We start from the raw sequence: 18,435 nt of genomic DNA, 5'->3' as shown, positions 1-18,435 counted from the left end.
CGGACGGCCCGGCCCACATCTCAGATCAAGCCGAGCCGCGCAGCGTGGCGCAGATGGCGCACGAACATCTCGTCGTCGGGATCCCCGCGGCGCATCACCGGCACGGCCTCGCCGAAGTCCGGGTCCGGCTCGGGGAAGCCCACGAGTCCCTCGAGGTGCTCGTCCACCATCTGCCCGAGCACGCCCTCCACCGTGAAGCCGGTCACCGCCCCGTCCTCGACCTCGAGGATCGCGGTGACGCGCTGACCCAGTGCGTGCTGGGTGAGGACCAGCCCGTAGGGGTGGTCCTCCTGGGGGACCTGACTCTCCAGCCCTGTCCAGTAGGCGACGTCGGCACGCTCGGCGCCCTCGTCCCACTCGGCTGCCGCGTCCGCGTCCTCCCGCTCCGACTCGAGGTGCAGGAGATACGCATCGAGGGAGCCGAAGGCGTGCCGGGCGAAGTGCAGCAGGGTGACGGTGTCCGTGACCGTCCACAGGAGCTTCTCCGTGTGGTTGCGCAGCTCCTCGTCGTGCTGCAGATGGCCGCCCGAGAGGATCTCGCGTGCCAGAGGTCTCGCGCGGTAGCACTTCTCCAGCAGGGAGCCCACGTCCGTCGCCGTGGGGTTCGGCCGAGCCGCGGACTCCCAGCGGCGGACGAGGTCCGCCGTCGACCCCGGGGCCGTCAACACCTCTCCTGCCCGGCCACGCCGTCGAACGCGTGGACGCCTTCGGGCTTGCGGTTGTCGCCGTGGTGGTGGCAGTACGTGCCCGAGCCCGACGTGTCCTTCTCCGGACCCACAGGCCTGAGGCCGGAGCCTGCGGACCGGGCGACGTGGACAGCACCCTGGACCGTGTGGGACGTGGCGCGGGACCGACGAGGATGCATGGCCTGAGCATAGGCTGAGTGTCCGGAGGCGGGCAGGAGGACCCGAGCCCGTGTCCGGCGGACGGGGCCCGCCCAGGGGCCTGTCAGGCTCCGGGCGTTATCGTGGTCAGCGCGCCCTACGATGTGGGGACGTCCGCCCCCGGCGGACACGGGTCGGCTCGCGTCGGCCCCGGACCCGCAGCCATCCCGTCCCAGGAGGACCCGTTGTCCACTACCCCCGCTTCCGTGACCGCTTCCGTGCCCGAGGGCAAGAAGCTGGTCATCGTGGAGTCCCCGGCCAAGAGCAAGTCCATCGCGAAGTACCTCAACGCGGTGGGCTCCGGCTGGGTGGTGGACTCCTCCGTGGGGCACATCCGCGACCTCCCCAAGCCCTCGGACCTGCCGGCGGACATGAAGAAGGGCCCGTTCGGCAAGTTCGCCGTGGACACGGAGCACGGCTTCACCCCGTACTACGTGGTGCACCCGGACAAGAAGAAGAAGGTCACGGAGCTCAAGCGCGAGCTCAAGGACGCCGAGGCCCTCTACCTCGCCACGGATGCGGACCGCGAGGGCGAGGCCATCGCCTGGCACCTGCTGGACACCCTCAAGCCCACGGTGCCGGTGTACCGGATGACCTTCGGCGAGATCACCGAGGAGGGCGTGCGCCGAGGCCTGGAGAACATCCGTGAGCTGGACACGGCCCTCGTGGACGCCCAGGAGACGCGCCGCATCCTCGACCGGCTCTTCGGCTACGAGCTCTCCCCGGTGCTGTGGCGCAAGGTCTCCCGCGGCCTCTCCGCGGGCCGTGTGCAGTCCGTGGCCACCCGCCTCGTCGTCGAGCGCGAGCGCGAGCGCATGGCCTTCGTCTCCGCGCAGTACTGGGGCGTGGAGGGCACCTTCACCGTCGCCGAGGGCGCGCAGGCCGCGGACGCCGTGGGCAGCTCGTTCACGGCCCGCCTCAGCACGGTGGACGGCGAGCGCGTGGCCACGGGCCGCGACTTCGACGACACCGGGCGGCTCAAGGCCTCCGCCGGCAAGAAGGTGACCCACCTGGACGAGGCCGGCGCCCGCTCGCTGGCCGAGGGTCTGCGCGGAGCGGACTTCACGGTCGACTCGGTGGAGGACAAGCCGTACACCCGCCGCCCGGCCGCCCCCTTCACCACCTCCACGCTGCAGCAGGAGGCCGCCCGCAAGCTCCGCATGAGCTCCCGCGTCTCCATGCAGGTGGCCCAGCGCCTGTACGAGAACGGCTACATCACGTACATGCGCACGGACTCGGTGAACCTCTCGCAGGAGGCCGTGCAGGCCGCCCGGCGCCAGGCCACCGAGCTCTACGGGGCGGACGCCGTGCCGGCCCAGCCGCGCGTCTACGCCAAGCGCAACGAGACCGCGCAGGAGGCCCACGAGGCCATCCGGCCCGCGGGGGACTCCTTCCGGACCCCGGCCCAGGTCAAGGCCGAGCTGCGCCCGGACGAGTTCCGCCTGTACGAGCTGATCTGGAAGCGCACCGTGGCCTCGCAGATGGCCGACGCCAAGGGCTACACCGCCACGCTGCGGCTCTCGGCCACCGCGCAGGACGGCCGCCTCGCGCAGTTCAGCGCCTCGGGCACGGTCATCACGTTCAAGGGCTTCCTCGACGCGTACGAGGAGGGTCGGGACGCCGAGGTCGACGGCGAGAACGCGGAGGCCAAGGACCGCCGACTGCCGCAGGTGGCCCAGGGCGAGCGCCTCACCGGTGACCCGATCGAGGCCACCGGGCACGAGACCTCCCCGCCGGCCCGCTACACCGAGGCGTCGATCGTCGCCGAGCTGGAGCGCCGCGAGATCGGGCGTCCCTCCACGTACGCCCCGACGATCTCCACGATCATGGACCGCGGCTACGTGTCCAAGCGCGGCACCGCGCTCGTCCCGTCGTGGACCGCGTTCGCGGTGATCGGCCTGCTCGAGGACTACTTCGCGAAGTACGTGGACTACGACTTCACGGCCCGCATGGAGGACGACCTCGACCGGATCGCCGCGGGCGAACTCGGCCGCGAGGCCTGGCTGCAGACCTTCTACTTCGGGGCCCCCGCCGCGGAGACGGAGAAGGGCGTCGAGGGCCTCAAGCACGTGGTGGACAACCTCGGCGAGATCGACGCGCGGGCCGTGAACTCGCTGCCGATCACCGAGGACATCACCCTGCGGGTGGGCCAGTACGGTCCGTACCTGGAGCGGTCGCTGCCGGCCGACGCGGAGGCGGGCGCCACCCCGCCGCGCGCCAACGTCCCCGAGGACCTGGCCCCGGACGAGCTCACCCCGGCCAAGGCCGAGGAGCTGTTCGCCACCGCCCAGCCCTCCGAGCGCGAGCTCGGCACGGACCCGGAGACGGGCCGGACCATCGTCGCCAAGGACGGGCGCTACGGGCCCTACGTCACCGAGGTCATCCCCGAGATGACCGAGGAGGAGCTGCAGGCCTGGCTCGACGCCCAGCCCACCGAGTACTACAAGAACGGCAAGCCCAAGCCGAAGAAGAAGCCGGCCAAGGAGAAGCCCCGCACCGGCTCCCTCTTCACGAGCATGTCCGTGGACACCGTGACCCTCGAGCAGGCGCTGCAGCTGATGTCCCTGCCGCGCGTCGTGGGCGCGGACGCCGAGGGCGAGGTCATCACCGCCCAGAACGGCCGCTTCGGGCCCTACCTGAAGAAGGGCTCGGACTCGCGCTCGCTCGAGTCCGAGGACCAGATCTTCAGCATCACGCAGGAGCAGGCCCTCGAGATCTACGCCCAGCCGAAGCAGCGTGGCCGCGGGGCCGCCAAGCCGCCGCTGGCCGAGTTCGGCGAGGACCCGGTCTCCGGCAAGAAGGTCACTGTGAAGGAGGGCCGCTTCGGCCCGTACATCACGGACGGCGTCACCAACATCACCGTCCCGCGCGGCCGCCAGCCCGAGGAGCTCACGGCGGAGGAGGCCTACCAGCTGCTCGCGGACAAGCGCGCCAAGGGCCCGGCCACCCGCGGCGGTGCCAAGAAGCCGGCGGCGCGCAAGGTCCCGGCCAAGAAGACCACCGCGCGGAAGAAGGCCTGAGCGCCATGCGCCTCGGCGTCCTGGACATCGGGTCCAACACCGTCCACCTGCTGCTCGTGGACGCCCACCCGGGGGCCCGCCCCGTCGCCTACGCGGAGCACAAGCGCTCCCTTCCGCTGATCCGCTACCAGGACGCCGACGGGGCGATCACGGAGGAGGGACAGCGGGAGCTCGTGGACTTCGTCCGTGAGGCCGCCGCGTTCGCGGAGGAGCATCGGGCGGAGGACATGATCTCGTTCTGCACCTCGGCGATCCGCGAGTCCGCGAACGGCGCCGCCGTGCTGGCCCGCGTGCAGGCCGAGACCGGTGTGCACCTCTCCGAGCTCACGGGGGACCAGGAGTCGGCCATGACGTACTTCGCCGTGCGCCGCTGGCAGGGCTGGGGCGCCGGCTCCATCCTGAACTTCGACATCGGCGGCGGCTCCTTCGAGATCGCCTACGGCCAGGACGAGCTGCCCTCGCACGCCCTGTCCCTGCCGCTGGGCGCCGGCCGCCTCACCCGCGACTGGGTGCTCGAGGACCCGCCCAGCCCCAAGGCGGTGAAGAAGCTCCGCAAGCACGTGGAGAAGCGACTCGAGGAGGCGTATACGGCCTTCCCGCGCATCGAGTCGCCCGTGGTGGTCACCGCCACCTCGAAGACGTTCCGCTCCCTCGCCCGGATCACCGGGGCGGCGCCGTCGGCGGCGGGCCCCTTCGTGAAGCGGCACCTGCGCGCGGACGACCTGCACCTGTGGGTGAACCGCCTCGCGGCGATGACCGTCGCGGAGCGGGCGGAGCTGCCCGGCGTCTCGGACGTGCGCGCGCACCAGGTGTTCGCGGGGGCGATCGTCGCGCTGACGGCCATGCGCACGTTCGGCATCGCCCAGCTCGAGATCTGCCCGTGGGCGCTGCGCGAGGGCCTGATCCTCAACCGCCTCGACGCGCTCATGCTCGAGGGCCACCTCACCCGGGACGGCCGGCCCGGCGTCGGCCACGTGAACCTCAACCCGGACACCCTCCTGCCGGGACTGAGCCTGGGGGTGCGCTGAGCATGGCGGACGCCACCGCGCACCTGGCCCCCGCGGCGCGCTTCGGCGCGGACATCCCCGTGACCCTGTCCTCCTCGTCCGTGTTCCCCCTGGGCACCCAGGACGTGTTCGCCACCGCCGAGGACCTCGGCTACGACGGCGTGGAGGTCATGGTCACGCACAACGCGTGGAGCCAGGACGCGCGGCGGCTGACGCGGCTGTCCGAGCGTCACGGGATGCCCATCGACTCCATCCACGCCCCCACCCTGCTGTTCACGCAGCAGGTCTGGGGCTCCGCGTGGTCCAAGATCCGCCGCTCCGTGGAGCTGGCGCAGGCCGTGGGTGCGGCCACCGTGGTCGCCCACCCGCCGTTCCGCTGGCAGGGCACGTACGCGGTGCGCTTCGCCGAGGGCATCCATGAGCTCATGGCGGAGACCGGCGTGGTGATCGCGGTGGAGAACATGTACCCGTGGCGGGCCTACGGCCGCGAGGCCAAGATGTACCTGCCGCACTGGAACCCGCTGCCCGAGCCGTACGAGCACATCTGCTGGGACTTCTCCCACGCGGCCATCGCGCGGGCGGACTCCCTGGCGGCCGTCCGCGAGCTCGGCCCGCGGCTGCGGCACGTCCACCTCACCGACGGCAACGACTCCGGCAAGGACGACCACCTGCTCCCCGGCGAGGGCACGCAGCGCGTGGCCGAGACCCTGCGCCACCTGGCGGCCGAGGGCCTGGCCGGTGCGGTGTGCGTGGAGGTGGGCACCCGCGGCGTGGAGTACGCGGGCCAGCGCGAGGAGAAGCTGGCCGCCTCGCTCGCCTTCGCGCGCGAGCACCTGGCCGCCGGCGGGACCGACCACCACGACGACGACGGCGTTCCGCGCCCGACCACGAAGGAGACGGACCGACCATGAAGCTGACCATCCTGGGCCTGGGCACCATGACCGGCGCGATCCTCGCCGGAGCCCTCGACGCCGGCGCCGTGCGCGCCGAGGACGTCACCGCCACCACCCGCTCCGCCGCCTCCGCCGAGAAGGCCGCCGCGCAGCACGGCGTCACCGTGACCTCCCAGGAGCGGGACGAACGCGCCAACCATGCCGCGGTCGCTGAGGCGGACATCGTCCTGGTGGGCGTGAAGCCGAAGGACATGGTCGCCACCCTCACGGACCTGGCGCCGTCGCTGCGCCCCGAGACCGTGGTGGTGTCCGTGGCAGCCGGCGTCACCGCCGCGACCATGGCCGCCGTGCTGCCGGCGGGGCAGCCGATCGTGCGGACCATGCCGAACACGCCCCTGACGGTGGGCTCCGGCGTCGTGGGCGTGGCCCCCGGGCCGGGCGTCACCGAGGAGCAGACCACCGCCGTGCGCGCTCTCTTCGAGGGCTCCGGCCTGGTGGTGCCGGTGGCCGAGGAGCAGCTCTCCGCCGTGGTGGCCACCGCCGGCTCCGCCCCGGCCTACGTGTTCCTGCTGGCCGAGCTGATCGCCGCCCACGGTGCGGAGATGGGACTGGACGCCGCCTCCGCCGAGGCCATGGCCGCGGCCACCGTCAAGGGCGCCGGCATCATGCTCCAGCAGGAGGGGGCCAGGGCCGAGGCTCTGCGCAAGGCCGTGATGAGCCCGAACGGCACCACCGAGAAGGCCGTGGAGGCGTTCCTGGACGGCGGCATGGGCGACCTCGTGAACCGTGCCATGGACGCGGCCGCGCAGCGCGACAAGGAGATGGCCGAGGAGTTCGGGGCCTGACGGCTCCGGCGTGCCTCAGGGCCGGGCGGCGAACCGGTCGATGAGGTCGGTGTGGCCCGAGACGATGAGGGTGTCGCGCGGGCCCACCCGGGTGTCCGGCTGGGCGTAGGTGAAGTCCTCGCCCGGGGTCTTCACACCCACCACGGTCACGCCGTACTTGGAGCGCACGTGGGACTCGGCGAGCGTGAAGCCCACGCACTCGGCCGGCGGGTACATCTTCACGATCGCGAAGTCGTCGTCGAACTCGATGAAGTCGAGCATGCGCCCGTTCACGAGGTGGGCGGCGCGCACGCCGGCGTCGTGCTCCGGGAAGATCACATGGTTCGCCCCGATCCGCTTGAGGATCGTGCCGTGCGCCTCGCTGATCGCCTTCACCCAGATGTGCGGGATCTCCAGGTCCACGAGGTTCACGGTGATCAGCACCGATGCCTCGATGGAGGTGCCCACGCCGACCACCGCCGTCGAGAAGTCCTGCGCACCGAGCTGGCGCAGGGCCTCGGAGTCGGTGGCGTCCGCCTCCACCACGTGGGTCAGCGAGGGGGCGTAGCGCTGCACGAGGACGGGGTCCCGCTCGACGGCGAGCACCTCGCGCCCCTGTGCGACGAGCTCCTCGGCCGTGGCGGCGCCGAAGCGGCCCAGCCCCACGACGAGCACGGGGGCGTTGGGATCGGTGCGCTGCGGGGTGTCAGCCAATGACCGGCCTCTCGACGGGGTAGCGGTAGAGCACGCGCCGCTGGCGCAGGGCGAGGGCGGCGGCGAACGTGATCGTACCAACGCGGCCCGCGAACATCATGGCCGTCAGGACGTACTTGCCGGCCGGTGGGCTCTCCGCGGAGACGCCCACGGAGAGCCCGCACGTGCCGAACGCGGAGATCACCTCGAACAGGGGCCGCTGGAGGGACTCGTCGGTGATGTGCACCAGCGCCAGAGTGGCCACGAGCACGAGGGTGGCCCCGAGTGCGAGCACCGCGATGGCCACGCGCAGGGACTCGGGGGCGATCGTGCGGCCGTGCGCCGTCACCTCGCGGTCGCCGCGCGCCTCCGCCACGATCGCGAGGAACATGATCGCCAGCGTGGTCACCTTGATGCCGCCCGCGGTGGAGGCGGACCCACCGCCCACGAACATCAGCGCGTCCATGAGCAGCAGGGACTCGGGCTGGTGCGCGTTCGTGTCGTCGATCGCGAAGCCTCCGGAGCGGGTCATCACGGAGCCGAACAGGGAGTGCCCGACCCGCTGCCAGAAGCCCATGCCGGCCTGGGTCGCCGGGTTGCCCGCCTCGAAGAAGAAGAGGGCGACGGCGCCGAGCACCAGCAGGGCCAGCGTCACCTCGACCGTGAGCTTGGTGTGCAGGTTCCACTCCCGGAACCGCCACCCCTTCTCCAGCAGCACCATGACCACGGGGAAGCCGAGCGCGCCGAGGAACACGCCGACGCCGAGCACCGTGATGACCACCGGGTCGTGCATGATCTCCGGCAGGCCGTCCACGTGCAGGGTGAACCCCGCGTTGTTGAAGGCGCTGACCGAGTAGAAGACACCGTGCCACAGGCCGGTGAGCCACGAGCCGGAGATGGCCGCGAACCGCGGCACGAGGACGAGCGCCAGCGCGGCCTCGGCGGTCAGCACCGTCACGACGACGACGCGCAGCAGCTGGCCGACCTCGCCGAGACTGCCGGAGGTCATGCCCGCCTGCTGCGTCGCCAGCTTCGACCTCAGGCCCAGATGCCGGGAGACGGCCAACGTGAGCAGCGAGGCCATCGAGAGGATGCCCAGGCCGCCGATCTGGATGGCCACGAGGATGATCACCTGGCCCGCGGGGGACCAGTGCTCGGCCGTGTTGACGGTGGTCAGACCGGTCACGGAGAAGGCGGAGACCGCGGTGAACATGGCGTCGTGCAGGGGGGTGGCGTGGCCGTCCGCCGCGGCCCACGGCAGGGCGAGGAGCCCGGTGAACACCAGGGCCATGAGGGCGAAGGCGGAGAGGGCGGCGCGGGCCGGGGAGCCGCCCACCACCGAGCTGACGGCACGGCCCGAGCGCCGCAGCGCCGTGCGCAGGTCGGTCGAGGACTCCAGCGTGGAGGCCTGGCCGGGCCGGGGGAGTCCGCCGGGCCGGCGCACCCCGCCGTGGCGGCGGGCGTGCGGGGTCGGACGGGGACCTGCCACGGGGCACCTCCTGCACGGGGACGGGGAACGGACCGGCTCCCAGTATCGCGCGCCCCTGAGGCCCGCGCGTCACGTGGGTGAGACATCCGAGGCGCTCGTCGCCACCGTGCCGCCCGGAGCCCTAGGCTGGACCGTGATGAGCACCACGTCCACCCCTCCCGCTCCCACCCCCGCCGCTGTGGTGTGGGACTCCAGCCTGCTCCGCTACCGGTTCAGCGCGGAGCACCCGATGGCGCCCCTGCGGCTGGACCTCACGCACCGGCTCGTGGAGGCGTTCGGCCTGCTGGACGCGCCCCACGTGCGGATCGTGGAGCCGCCCGTGGCCACGGACGAGCAGCTCGCCCTCGTCCACGATCCCGAGTACGTCGCCGCCGTGCGCCGGGCCGCGGCGACGTCGTCGGACGAGGACGGCTGCTTCGGCCTGGGCACCGAGGACTGTCCCGTGTTCCCGGACCTGCACGAGTCCGCCGCCCGGATCGCGGGCGGCTCCCTCGTCGCCGCGGAGGCGATCTGGTCCGGCGAGGTGGACCGCGCCGTGAACTTCGCCGGCGGCATGCACCACGCCGCCCGGTCCTCGGCGTCCGGGTTCTGCATCTACAACGACTGCGCCGTGGCCATCCAGCGCCTGCTGGACCTCGGCGCGGAGCGCGTCGCCTACGTCGACGTGGACGCGCACCACGGCGACGGCACGCAGTCGATCTTCTACGACGACCCCCGCGTGCTCACCATCTCCCTGCACGAGACGGGCATCAGCCTGTTCCCGGGCACGGGCTTCGCCAACGAGATCGGCGGCTCGGCCGCTCAGGGCACAGCGGTGAACGTCGCGCTGCCCCCGCGCACCGGCGACGCCGGCTTCCTGCGCGCCGCCCACGCCGTGGTCCCCCCGCTGCTGCAGGCGTTCGCCCCGGACGTGCTGGTCAGCCAGCACGGCTGCGACGGTCACCGCACGGACCCGCTCGCCGACCTGCGGCTGAGCGTGGACGGCCAGCGCCAGCTCGCGTTCGACGTCGGCGACTGGGCCGACCGGTTCGCGCACGGCCGGTGGCTGGCCACCGGGGGCGGCGGCTACAACCCGCTGCGGGTGGTGCCGCGCGCGTGGGCCCACCTGACCGCCGCCGTCCTGCAGACCCCGATCCCGGTGAAGAGCGAGATCCCCGCCGCCTGGATCGAGCACGTCCGGACCCTCACCGCGGACGAGCTGACCGGGGACATGTCCGTGCACGAGGGGGACGACGCCGAGCGGATCCCCACCGTGATGGGCGAGGACGCGGATGTGTGGTGGCGCTCGTGGGAGGTGGGCTACGACCCGGCCGACCCGGTGGACCAGTCGATCATGGCCACGCGCCGCGAGGTGTTCCCGCTGCACGGGCTGGACCCCTGGTTCGACTGAGACGGCCCGCGTCCCGGTTCGACCGCGGCCCGTGCGGCCGGTATTGTGGCCGAGAACGTTTCCAGGCGTTCCACATCCGGTGGAATGCGGGTCGGCGTGTCCGGCGCCCCGGATGCCTGCGGTCCCACGACCGCCGACCCTCGCCCCGATTCAAGGAGTCCCCATGGGATCTGTGATCAAGAAGCGCCGCAAGCGCATGTCGAAGAAGAAGCACCGCAAGCTGCTTCGCAAGACCCGTCACCAGCGTCGCAACAAGAAGTGACGCCCGCGCCCTCCGGGCGCTGACGAGACGAAGCCGCCGTCCCCTTCCGGGGGCGGCGGCTTCGTCGTGGACGGCGATCCGTAGAGTGGGGGCCATGACCGCCGACCTGCCCGCCGCCACCGCCCGCGTCCAGCTGCTCGTGAAGCCCGGCTGCCACCTGTGCGCCGACGCCGAGGCCACGGTGGCGCAGGTGTGCGACGCGCGGGGCGAGGCCTGGGAGGCCGTCGACGGCGCCGCGCACCCGGCCCTGCTCGAGCGGTTCGCGGACGAGGTGCCCGTGCTGTTCGTCGACGGCGTCCAGCGCGACTTCTGGCGCGTGGACCCGGCCCGCCTGGGCCGGCTCCTGGACGCCCCGCGGGCCTGAGCGGGCTCAGCGGCGCGCGAAGCGCTGCCAGGCCTTCAGCCGCATGTACTCCGTGGCGTCCGGGCGGTAGGCGAGCACGATGCCGGCGACGCCGAGGCCCACCCACACCAGGTCCAGCGAGCTGAACGCCCCCATCACCGCGTTGGAGACCAGCACCAGCACGGACAAGGACGCCAGCACCGTTCCGACGATGCGCGCGGCGCGCGAGCCGCCGCGGATCGCGAACGCCACCCACAGGTAGACGAGGAACGCGAGCACGCCGAACACGGCCGCCGTCGTGGCGAGGGCCGGAAGCATCCCGTCCGTCATGGCGCGCATCTGCTCCGCCTGGTCGGCGGGCAGATTCATCTGCTCGACGGACCGGTCCAGCTCCTGCTGGATCGCGGCCTGGCCCTCCGGCTGGGTGATGGCGAAGGCCGCCAGCAGGGTCGTCGCCAGCAGCAGGAGGCCGCCCGAGACGATCAGCCAGAACGCGGCCGTCAGGGAACGCGGCCGCGGGGGCAGCTCGACCGGGCCGGGAGACTGCCAGCCGGCCGGGCCGTGGGGGGAGGGGGCCTGGGGCATCCCCGCCTGGCCCGGGGCTCCGTACGGAGCCGCCGGCGGTGCGCCGTAGGGGTTCTGGCCGTACGGGCTCGCGCCCGACGGGTCGGGGGAGCCCGGGGTCGGCCCCTGCGGGGCGGCGCCGTACGGGTCGGAGCCGTACGGGTTCTGGCTGCCGTGGGGATCGGTGGGCGAGGTGCCGGACATGGGGCCTCCTAGCGACGCCGACGCTCGCGGCGCCTCGGTGCGGACGGGGGTGGCGGCGCGGTCGCGCCGAGCTGTGCCCCACGCTACCGCCGGGGCCACCGGTCCGCCTCTGCCAGACTTGCCCCATGCAGACGCTCGCCACCGTCCACCTGGTCCGCCACGGAGAAGTCCACAACCCCGATCGTGTCCTCTACGGCCGCTTGCCGGAGTTCGGGCTCTCGGAGCTCGGCCACGAGATGGCCCGGGGCGTGGCCGCGTGGTTCGAGGAGCGCGCCGCGCAGACCGGCCGGGCGCCCGCCGTCGTCGCCGCCTCCCCGCTGACCCGCGCGCAGCAGACCGCCGCGCCCATCGCGGCCGCGTTCGACCTGCCGCTGGTCACCGAGCCGGACCTGATCGAGGCGGAGAACGCCTTCGAGGGCATGTCCCAGGTGGCGGCGTCGCTGAAGCGGAACCCGCGGCTGTGGCCCCGGCTGCGCAATCCCCTGCGCCCGTCCTGGGGCGAGCCGTACCGCGCGCAGGCCGCCCGGATGCTGGCCGTCGTCGACCGGCTCCGCGGCGAGACCGTGGCCGCCGACGGGCCCGGCGCCGAGTCCGTGCTCGTCTCGCACCAGCTGCCGATCTGGGTGACGCGCCTGGCCGTCGAGGGCCGTCCGCTGTGGCACGACCCGCGCCGGCGTGAGTGCTCGCTGACCTCCGTGACCTCGCTCGTGTACGAGGAAGGGCGCAGGGTGCCGCGCGTCGAGTACCGCGAGCCGAACCAGGCCCTGCTGAAGGACGCCTCCTCCCTGCCGGGCGCCTGAGGCCCCGACGGCGGCCGGCGTCGACGACGCCGTCCGTGGCCTCCCACGGGGTGGGGGTGTGACGTCCAGGGTTCAGTCAGAATGCGGGGCGGACAGTAGACTCCCCAGGTCCCCGGAATCCAGCCCCGCGCGTCCCCTGGAAGGCAGCCCGCCATGCAGACCCCCCGTCCGTCCCGTCGCACCGTGCTGACCGGCCTCTCGCTGCTCGGCCTCGCGCCCGTCCTCGCGGCGTGCTCGGGGGACGACTCGCTGACGCAGCAGGCCGGCAACGCGGACGGCAAGAACTACATCGCCGGCGACGGCTCCGTCCTGGAGATCGCCCCCGCCGAGCGCGGCGCCCCCGTGGAGTTCGCCGCCGAGCTCTTCGACGGCACCCCCGTGACCGGCGCGAGCCTGCGCGGCGCCCCGGCCCTGCTGAACTTCTGGTACGCCGCATGCGCCCCGTGCCGCGTGGAGGCCCCCCACCTCGTGGCCCTGCACGAGCAGTTCGCCCCGCAGGGGGTGCGGTTCCTCGGCGTGAACGTCCGGGACACCGTCACCACCGCGCAGGCCTTCGAGCGCACCTTCGAGATCCCCTACCCGTCCATCGAGGACGCCCGCGGGGACGTGCTCCTGAACATGACCGACTACGTGCCCCCGCAGGCCGTGCCCTCCACCCTCGTCCTGGACGTCGAGGGCCGCGTGGCCGCCCGCGTGCTCGGCGCCGTGGAGGAGTCCACCCTGCGCGCCCTGCTCACCACAGTGGTGGACGAGGCCGCGGCCTGACCCGGCCGCCGTGTCCATGCAGAGCAACCCCTTCGCCGAGATCGCCCTCGACGGCTCCCTGCTGCTGGCCGCGCCGATCGCCGTGCTGGCCGGCCTGATCTCCTTCCTCTCCCCGTGCGTGCTGCCGCTCGTGCCCGGCTACCTCGGGTACGTCACCGGCCTCGGCGGGGACGTGCTCACCAGCCGCCGCCGCGGGCGCCTCGTGCTCGGCTCCGTGCTGTTCGTGCTCGGGTTCGCCGTGGTGTTCGTGGGCATCACCGTGGTGTTCACCCAGGCCATGGTCTGGCTGCGGCGCGACGGCGCCTGGGTCACCCCCGTGCTCGGCGTGCTCGTGATGCTCATGGGCCTCGTGTTCCTCGGCGGCGGCGGCCGGCTTCAGCAGGAGCGCCGCGTCCACTTCAAGCCCGCCGCCGGCCTGGTCGGCGCGCCCCTGCTGGGCATGACCTTCGGCCTGGGCTGGGCGCCGTGCATCGGCCCCACCATGGCCGCCGTCCTGGCCATGTCCACGGCCAGCTCCGGCTCCGTGGGCCGCGGCGCCCTGCTCGCCTTCCTCTACTGCCTCGGCCTGGGCCTGCCGTTCGTGCTCATGGCCCTCGGCATGGAGCGCGGCATGCGGGCGGTCGGGTTCTTCACGCGGCACCGCGTGCTGATCATGCGCCTCGGCGGCGCCCTGCTGATCGCGCTGGGCCTGCTCATGGTCACCGGCGTCTGGACCGCCTGGACCACGCAGCTGCAGCTGTGGTTCGCCAACGAATGGGAGATGCCCCTGTGAGCTCCAAGGCCGCCCGGACGCGCTCCGAGCCCGTCACCCTGCCGCGCCTCGGCCTGGCGGGCACCCTGCGCTGGATCTGGACCCAGCTGACCAGCATGAGCACCGCGCTCATGCTGCTGCTCCTGCTCGCCGTCGCCGCCGTGCCCGGCTCCCTCGTGCCCCAGCGCCGTGCCGGCCCCGAGATCGTGGACCAGTGGATCGAGGACAACCCCGTGTGGGGCCCCGTCCTGGACGCCCTGCAGTTCTTCGACGTCTACAACTCCGTCTGGTTCTCGGCCATCTACCTGCTGCTGTTCGTCTCCCTCGTGGGCTGCGTGTGGCCGCGCGCCATCCAGCACGCCAAGGCCCTGCGCCAGCCCCCGGCCCGCACCCCCCGCAACCTGACGCGCCTGCCGGCCTCCGGCGTCGTCGTCCTCGAGGAGGGCGGCCCGAGCCCCGAGGAGGCCGTGGCCAGAGCCCAGGCGTGGCTGCGCAAGCGCCGCTACCGCGTGGAGCACCGCCCCGAGGCCGGCGGCGCGTCCGTGGGCGCCGAGCGCGGATACCTGCGCGAGATCGGCAACATCCTGTTCCACGTCTCGCTGATCGGCGTGCTCGTGTTCATGGCCTACGGCGGCATGACCAAGTACGGCGGGCAGAAGATCATCGTGGAGGGCGAGGGCTTCGCCAACAACCTCGTGGCCTACGACTCCTTCACCCCCGGCACCTACTTCAGCGCGGACGACCTCCAGCCGTTCTCCCTCACCCTCGACTCCTTCGACGCCGTGTTCGACCGCGAGTCCGAGACCCACTACGGCCAGCCGCTGGACTACACCGCCGTGATGGAGGTCCGCGAGGGCAGCGAGGCCGAGCTCCAGCGCCAGATCCTCAAGGTCAACCAGCCGCTGGACATCGACGGCGTGCGCGTCTACCTCGTGGGCAACGGCTACGCGCCCGTGGTGACCATCCGCGACGGCGCCGGGGACGTGGCCTTCCAGGGCCCCGTGGTCACCCGCGTGTTCGACCAGAACTACGGCTCGCAGGCCACCATCAAGGTCCCCGACGCGCGGCCGGACCAGCTGGGCTTCGTCGGCTTCTTCCTGCCCACGGCGGTGGAGGACGAGAAGGGCGCCGCCTTCTCGGCCGACCCCGAGCTGCTCAACCCGGAGCTGCAGCTGAACTCGTACTACGGGGACCTCGGCCTGGACACCGGCCGCCCGCAGAACGTGTACGTGCTGGACACCGCATCCCTCACCGAGCTCAACAGCCGCACCAACGAGAACGGCGGCATCGTGCTCAGCCCGGGCCAGACGTATGAGCTGCCCGAGGGCAAGGGCTCCATCAGCTTCGACGGCGTCCGCCGCTACGTCGGCCTGGACATCCACTACGACCCGGGCAAGTGGGGCGTCGGCGTGTTCGCCGGCACCGCCCTGCTCGGCCTGGCGATCAGTCTGTTCGTCCGCCGTCGCCGCGTGTGGGTGCGTGCCCGCACCGACGACGACGGCCGCACCCGCGTGGAGTACGCGCTGCTCGCCCGCGGCGAGGAGTTCGGTCTCCACGAGGAGCACGTGGCCCTGCGCGCCGCCATGGAGAAGTGGTGGCCCATCGTCGCCGCCACCGAGACGGCCGACGACGCCGCGGCCGGTGCCGCCCCCCAGTCCACCCCCACCTGGCTCTTATACACCTCGCCGACGCCCGATCAGGAGACTGACAGTGTTCAACCCCACGGCCCCCGTGAACGAGCAGCTGGCGCTGTACAGCGACCTCTTCATGCTCATCGCCGCGCTCGTGTACGCGGCGGCGTTCATCCTGTTCACCATCGACATGGCCACCGCCTCGGCCACCATCCGCCGCCTCGAGGCCGACCTCGCGGCCCAGCGCGGGCAGGTGCGCACCGCTCCGGCCCGCGAGACCGTGGGGGTCGCCGTCGGCGGGTCCACGGCGGTCGGCGCGAGCGCCTCCGACGCGGCCCGTCCGACCGGCGCCGCCGAGCGCGGCGTCGACGCGGACGGCGCCCTCGTGGACGAGGACATGGACTACACGGGCGGCGGCCGCCGCCCGGTCGCCAACGTGGCGGTGGCCGTGCTGGCCGTCGGCTGGGCGCTGCACGCGTTCGCCGTCGTCGCCCGCGGCCTCGCCGCCTCCCGCGTGCCGTGGGGCAACCTGTACGAGTTCATGACCACGGGCGCGCTCGTGATCACGACCGTCTACCTGCTGTTCCTCCTGCGCAAGGATCTGCGCTTCGTGGGCACGTTCGTCACCGGCATCGTCGTGGCGATGATGTGCGCGGCCACCATGGGCTTCCCGACGCCGGTGGGCCACCTCCAGCCGCCGCTGCAGACGCCGTGGCTCGTCATCCACGTATCCATCGCCGTGCTTGCCAGCTCGCTGTTCGCGCTGACCGCCGCGATGTCCGTGCTGCAGCTGCTGCAGGACCGCGCGGAGAAGCGCGCTGCGGCGGGCGAGCGCTCGTGGGCGTTCCTGCGCCTCGTGCCGGCCGCGCAGGGGCTCGAGAACTGGTCCTACCGCCTCAACGCGATCGCCTTCGTGATGTGGACGTTCACCGTGATCGCCGGCGCCATCTGGGCCGAGGCCGCGTGGGGCCGCTACTGGAACTGGGACACCAAGGAGGTCTGGTCCTTCGTGATCTGGGTGGTCTACGCGGCGTACCTGCACGCCCGGGCCACCCGCGGCTGGACCGGTGCCCGCGCGGCCTGGCTGAGCATCGTGGGCTTCCTGTGCATCGTGTTCAACTACACGATCGTCAACACGTACTTCCCGGGCCTGCACTCGTACGCGGGTCTGCCCGGCTGAGTCCGGCGGGGCCCCTCAGGCGCGCGGCCCGTCGCCCTCCGGGTCGGCGTCGTCGTCGCCCTGCTCCCGACGACGGCGCAGCTCCTCCTCGCGGGCGCGCAGCTCGGCCTCGCGGCGGTCCAGGTCCTGCTCACGGGCGTCCTGGCGGCGCTGCACGCGCAGGCTGCGCAGGAACGCCTCGTCGTCGTCCGGGGCTCCGGAGGGCCGGGGTGCGGCCCGTCCGCCCGCGCCGGCCGGGCGGGCGCGCCCGAGCAGCAGCCACAGCAGCGGCCCCACGAGCGGCACGAGCACGATGACCGCCACCCACGCCGTCTTCGGCAGGCTGCGCACCTCGCGGGCGGGGGTCAGCAGCGCCTCGAACAGCGCGTAGAGGGTCAGTCCGGCGAGGATGATCGCGGCGGGGATGATGAAGCGGCCCATCCCGCCAGTCTAGGCGCGGGCTGTGGGGTCGGCGGACGGGCCGTCCGTCCTCGTAGGATGGACCGGTGCGCATCTTCTTCTACGGTCTGGTCCGCGTGGTCGTCTTCGTCGCCCTGTGGGCGCTGTTCTACTACGTGATGGACCTCGGGATGATCTTCGGGGTGATCGCGGCCACGATCCTGACGTTCGCGGTCAGCTACCTCTTCCTCGGTCGCCTGCGCACGGGGGCCACCGAGGACCTGTCCGCCGCGTGGGAGGGCCGCCCGGGCCGCCGGGGCCGCACCGAGACCGCCGATGCGGACGCCGAGGACGCCTACACCGAGGGCCGGTTCCGCGAGTGAGCCCCGCGGGGCGACGGGGCGGATGCCGCCGCCGCCGACGCCGCCGTCATCCCGTGCGGCTCAGAGCAGCGCGCCGAGGGTGAACGTGATCGCGTAGACGATCCCGATCACGCCGGTCGCGCGCAGCACCGGGATCAGCGCCCGGCGGTCGTCGGCGCGCAGCACCGTGCGGATCGGCCGGATCGCGAGCAGGCCGCCGATCGGCACGAGCAGCAGCCCCGGGTGCGCCGCCACCCAGAACAGCGGCAGCAGCAGGGCGACGGCCAGCATGACGCCGTAGGACGCCCGCGCCGGCCCGTCGCCCAGGCGGGCGGCCAGCGTCATCTTCCCGACCTCGCGGTCCGTGGGGATGTCCCGGATGTTGTTGACCATGAGCAGGGCCGTGGAGATCAGCCCGCAGCCGATCGCGCCGGCCCAGGCCAGGCCGCTCACGGTGTCGGCCTGGGTGTACGTGGTGCCGAGGACGGCCACGAGCCCGAAGAACACGAACACGAACACCTCACCGAGGCCGAGGTACCCGTACGGCCGCTTCCCGCCGGTGTAGAACCACGCGGCCAGCACGCAGGCGACGCCGACCAGCAGGAACCACCAGTGCCCCGAGAGCAGGATGAGCCCCAGGCCGGCCAGCCCGGCGAGGCCGAAGAACGCGAAGGCCGCCTGCTTCACCTGGGCCGCGGGCACGAGCCCGGAGACGGTGAGCCGGAAGGGGCCGACGCGGTCGTCGTCGGTGCCGCGGATCCCGTCCGAGTAGTCGTTGGCGTAGTTCACGCCGATCTGCAGGGCGAGCGACACCACGAGGGCCAGCAGCGCCGCGCCGAGGTGGAAGGAGCCGAGCTCCGCGGCGGCGGCCGAACCGACGATCACGGGGGCGATCGCCATGGGCAGCGTGCGTAGGCGCGCGGCGGCGACCCACTGGGAGAGCGTGGCGGCCATGGGCGGGGGTTCCTCCTGGGGAGCGGGGTGGGGATCGGCGC

Annotated in this window: 18 protein-coding genes and 1 pseudogene; 13 read left to right on the top strand and 6 right to left on the bottom strand. The window is 72.8% G+C overall.

The genetic code is table 11. The features are described from left to right. Positions 1 to 20: 20 nt before the first annotated feature. Positions 21 to 668, bottom strand: coding sequence for a hypothetical protein (locus CITRIK5_RS07620; protein ID WP_230594486.1), 648 nt, complete (start codon positions 666 to 668; stop codon positions 21 to 23). Between the two features lie 401 nt (positions 669 to 1,069). Between CITRIK5_RS07620 and topA the strand changes: the two genes are divergently transcribed. From topA to proC, 4 genes are read left to right on the top strand one after another with little or no spacing between them, the layout of a single operon-like run. Further along, on the top strand, positions 1,070 to 3,904 hold the full coding sequence (gene topA, locus CITRIK5_RS07615) for a type I DNA topoisomerase (protein ID WP_123244262.1): 2,835 nt from the start codon (positions 1,070 to 1,072) through the stop codon (positions 3,902 to 3,904). 5 nt (positions 3,905 to 3,909) lie between these two features. Then, complete coding sequence (locus CITRIK5_RS07610) at positions 3,910 to 4,932, top strand: exopolyphosphatase (RefSeq protein WP_036341216.1); 1,023 nt, start codon at positions 3,910 to 3,912, stop codon at positions 4,930 to 4,932. 2 nt (positions 4,933 to 4,934) lie between these two features. Beyond that, on the top strand, positions 4,935 to 5,822 hold the full coding sequence (locus tag CITRIK5_RS07605; protein WP_060974114.1) for a sugar phosphate isomerase/epimerase: 888 nt from the start codon (positions 4,935 to 4,937) through the stop codon (positions 5,820 to 5,822). Further along, entirely contained in the window at positions 5,819 to 6,649 is an 831-nt protein-coding gene (proC, locus tag CITRIK5_RS07600) for a pyrroline-5-carboxylate reductase (RefSeq protein ID WP_060974113.1), read from the top strand. The genes CITRIK5_RS07605 and proC overlap by 4 nt, the downstream gene beginning before the upstream one ends. A gap of 15 nt (positions 6,650 to 6,664) precedes the next feature. Here the strand turns inward: proC and CITRIK5_RS07595 are convergent, their stop codons facing one another. Then, positions 6,665 to 7,342, bottom strand: a complete 678-nt coding sequence (locus CITRIK5_RS07595) for a TrkA family potassium uptake protein (RefSeq protein WP_002856329.1) — start codon at positions 7,340 to 7,342, stop codon at positions 6,665 to 6,667. Continuing rightward, a complete protein-coding gene (locus CITRIK5_RS07590) occupies positions 7,335 to 8,810 on the bottom strand; it encodes a TrkH family potassium uptake protein (RefSeq protein WP_002856331.1) in 1,476 nt (491 codons plus the stop codon). The genes CITRIK5_RS07595 and CITRIK5_RS07590 overlap by 8 nt, the downstream gene beginning before the upstream one ends. A 136-nt stretch (positions 8,811 to 8,946) precedes the next feature. On the opposite strand from CITRIK5_RS07590, the gene CITRIK5_RS07585 reads away from it, so the two are divergent. From CITRIK5_RS07585 to CITRIK5_RS07575, 3 genes are all read left to right on the top strand, one after another. Beyond that, positions 8,947 to 10,200 (top strand): acetoin utilization protein AcuC, encoded by a 1,254-nt coding sequence (locus CITRIK5_RS07585; protein ID WP_002856333.1) that lies wholly within the window; start codon positions 8,947 to 8,949, stop codon positions 10,198 to 10,200. Positions 10,201 to 10,363: 163 nt separating this feature from the next. Then, on the top strand, positions 10,364 to 10,462 hold the full coding sequence (locus tag CITRIK5_RS07580; protein WP_005504750.1) for a 30S ribosomal protein bS22: 99 nt from the start codon (positions 10,364 to 10,366) through the stop codon (positions 10,460 to 10,462). A gap of 94 nt (positions 10,463 to 10,556) precedes the next feature. Then, positions 10,557 to 10,826 carry a glutaredoxin family protein gene (locus CITRIK5_RS07575; protein ID WP_002856337.1) on the top strand — a complete coding sequence of 90 codons (270 nt, stop codon included), beginning with the start codon at positions 10,557 to 10,559 and terminating at the stop codon, positions 10,824 to 10,826. 6 nt (positions 10,827 to 10,832) lie between these two features. Here CITRIK5_RS07575 and CITRIK5_RS07570 read toward each other — a convergent pair whose 3' ends face one another. Continuing rightward, entirely contained in the window at positions 10,833 to 11,573 is a 741-nt protein-coding gene (locus CITRIK5_RS07570) for a hypothetical protein (RefSeq protein ID WP_002856339.1), read from the bottom strand. A gap of 125 nt (positions 11,574 to 11,698) precedes the next feature. Here CITRIK5_RS07570 and CITRIK5_RS07565 point away from each other — a divergent pair, with 125 nt between their 5' ends. From CITRIK5_RS07565 to ccsB, 5 genes and pseudogenes are all read left to right on the top strand, one after another. Continuing rightward, positions 11,699 to 12,373, top strand: coding sequence for a histidine phosphatase family protein (locus CITRIK5_RS07565; RefSeq protein WP_002856340.1), 675 nt, complete (start codon positions 11,699 to 11,701; stop codon positions 12,371 to 12,373). Between the two features lie 153 nt (positions 12,374 to 12,526). Then, a complete protein-coding gene (locus tag CITRIK5_RS07560) occupies positions 12,527 to 13,138 on the top strand; it encodes a TlpA disulfide reductase family protein (protein WP_060973677.1) in 612 nt (203 codons plus the stop codon). Between the two features lie 16 nt (positions 13,139 to 13,154). After that, positions 13,155 to 13,910: a cytochrome c biogenesis CcdA family protein gene (locus CITRIK5_RS07555; protein WP_036334702.1), complete on the top strand. Its 756-nt coding sequence runs from the start codon at positions 13,155 to 13,157 to the stop codon at positions 13,908 to 13,910. Next, positions 13,907 to 15,601: pseudogene (locus CITRIK5_RS07550) on the top strand (cytochrome c biogenesis protein ResB); the annotation flags it as partial. The gene CITRIK5_RS07555 and the pseudogene CITRIK5_RS07550, both read left to right, overlap by 4 nt. Next, on the top strand, positions 15,600 to 16,700 hold the full coding sequence (ccsB, locus tag CITRIK5_RS07545; RefSeq protein WP_060973988.1) for a c-type cytochrome biogenesis protein CcsB: 1,101 nt from the start codon (positions 15,600 to 15,602) through the stop codon (positions 16,698 to 16,700). The pseudogene CITRIK5_RS07550 and the gene ccsB, both read left to right, overlap by 2 nt. A gap of 15 nt (positions 16,701 to 16,715) precedes the next feature. On the opposite strand, the gene CITRIK5_RS07540 is transcribed toward ccsB, so the two are convergent. Next, positions 16,716 to 17,120, bottom strand: a complete 405-nt coding sequence (locus tag CITRIK5_RS07540) for a PLDc N-terminal domain-containing protein (RefSeq protein WP_020627263.1) — start codon at positions 17,118 to 17,120, stop codon at positions 16,716 to 16,718. Positions 17,121 to 17,185: 65 nt separating this feature from the next. Here CITRIK5_RS07540 and CITRIK5_RS07535 point away from each other — a divergent pair, with 65 nt between their 5' ends. Then, on the top strand, positions 17,186 to 17,461 hold the full coding sequence (locus CITRIK5_RS07535) for a DUF4229 domain-containing protein (RefSeq protein WP_010080315.1): 276 nt from the start codon (positions 17,186 to 17,188) through the stop codon (positions 17,459 to 17,461). Positions 17,462 to 17,521: 60 nt separating this feature from the next. On the opposite strand, the gene CITRIK5_RS07530 is transcribed toward CITRIK5_RS07535, so the two are convergent. Then, on the bottom strand, positions 17,522 to 18,394 hold the full coding sequence (locus tag CITRIK5_RS07530) for a 1,4-dihydroxy-2-naphthoate polyprenyltransferase (protein ID WP_020627262.1): 873 nt from the start codon (positions 18,392 to 18,394) through the stop codon (positions 17,522 to 17,524). Positions 18,395 to 18,435: the final 41 nt, after the last annotated feature.

It is taken from the genome of Micrococcus sp. 116, from assembly GCF_902506395.1.
Taxonomy (GTDB): Bacteria; Actinomycetota; Actinomycetes; order Actinomycetales; family Micrococcaceae; genus Micrococcus; species Micrococcus luteus.
Note: the sequence above shows the minus strand (reverse complement) of the source record. Positions and strands in the feature narration are given on the sequence as shown.

Excerpts from the sequence above, each read along its gene's own strand:
- CITRIK5_RS07610 (WP_036341216.1), top strand. The coding sequence starts at position 3,910 with ATGCGCCTCGGCGTCCTGGACATCGGGTCCAACACCGTCCACCTGCTG.
- CITRIK5_RS07605 (WP_060974114.1), top strand. The coding sequence starts at position 4,935 with ATGGCGGACGCCACCGCGCACCTGGCCCCCGCGGCGCGCTTCGGCGCG.
- proC (WP_060974113.1), top strand. The coding sequence starts at position 5,819 with ATGAAGCTGACCATCCTGGGCCTGGGCACCATGACCGGCGCGATCCTC.
- CITRIK5_RS07585 (WP_002856333.1), top strand. The coding sequence starts at position 8,947 with ATGAGCACCACGTCCACCCCTCCCGCTCCCACCCCCGCCGCTGTGGTG.
- CITRIK5_RS07580 (WP_005504750.1), top strand. The coding sequence starts at position 10,364 with ATGGGATCTGTGATCAAGAAGCGCCGCAAGCGCATGTCGAAGAAGAAG.
- CITRIK5_RS07575 (WP_002856337.1), top strand. The coding sequence starts at position 10,557 with ATGACCGCCGACCTGCCCGCCGCCACCGCCCGCGTCCAGCTGCTCGTG.
- CITRIK5_RS07570 (WP_002856339.1), bottom strand. The coding sequence starts at position 11,573 with ATGTCCGGCACCTCGCCCACCGATCCCCACGGCAGCCAGAACCCGTAC.
- CITRIK5_RS07565 (WP_002856340.1), top strand. The coding sequence starts at position 11,699 with ATGCAGACGCTCGCCACCGTCCACCTGGTCCGCCACGGAGAAGTCCAC.
- CITRIK5_RS07560 (WP_060973677.1), top strand. The coding sequence starts at position 12,527 with ATGCAGACCCCCCGTCCGTCCCGTCGCACCGTGCTGACCGGCCTCTCG.
- CITRIK5_RS07555 (WP_036334702.1), top strand. The coding sequence starts at position 13,155 with ATGCAGAGCAACCCCTTCGCCGAGATCGCCCTCGACGGCTCCCTGCTG.
- CITRIK5_RS07540 (WP_020627263.1), bottom strand. The coding sequence starts at position 17,120 with ATGGGCCGCTTCATCATCCCCGCCGCGATCATCCTCGCCGGACTGACC.
- CITRIK5_RS07530 (WP_020627262.1), bottom strand. The coding sequence starts at position 18,394 with ATGGCCGCCACGCTCTCCCAGTGGGTCGCCGCCGCGCGCCTACGCACG.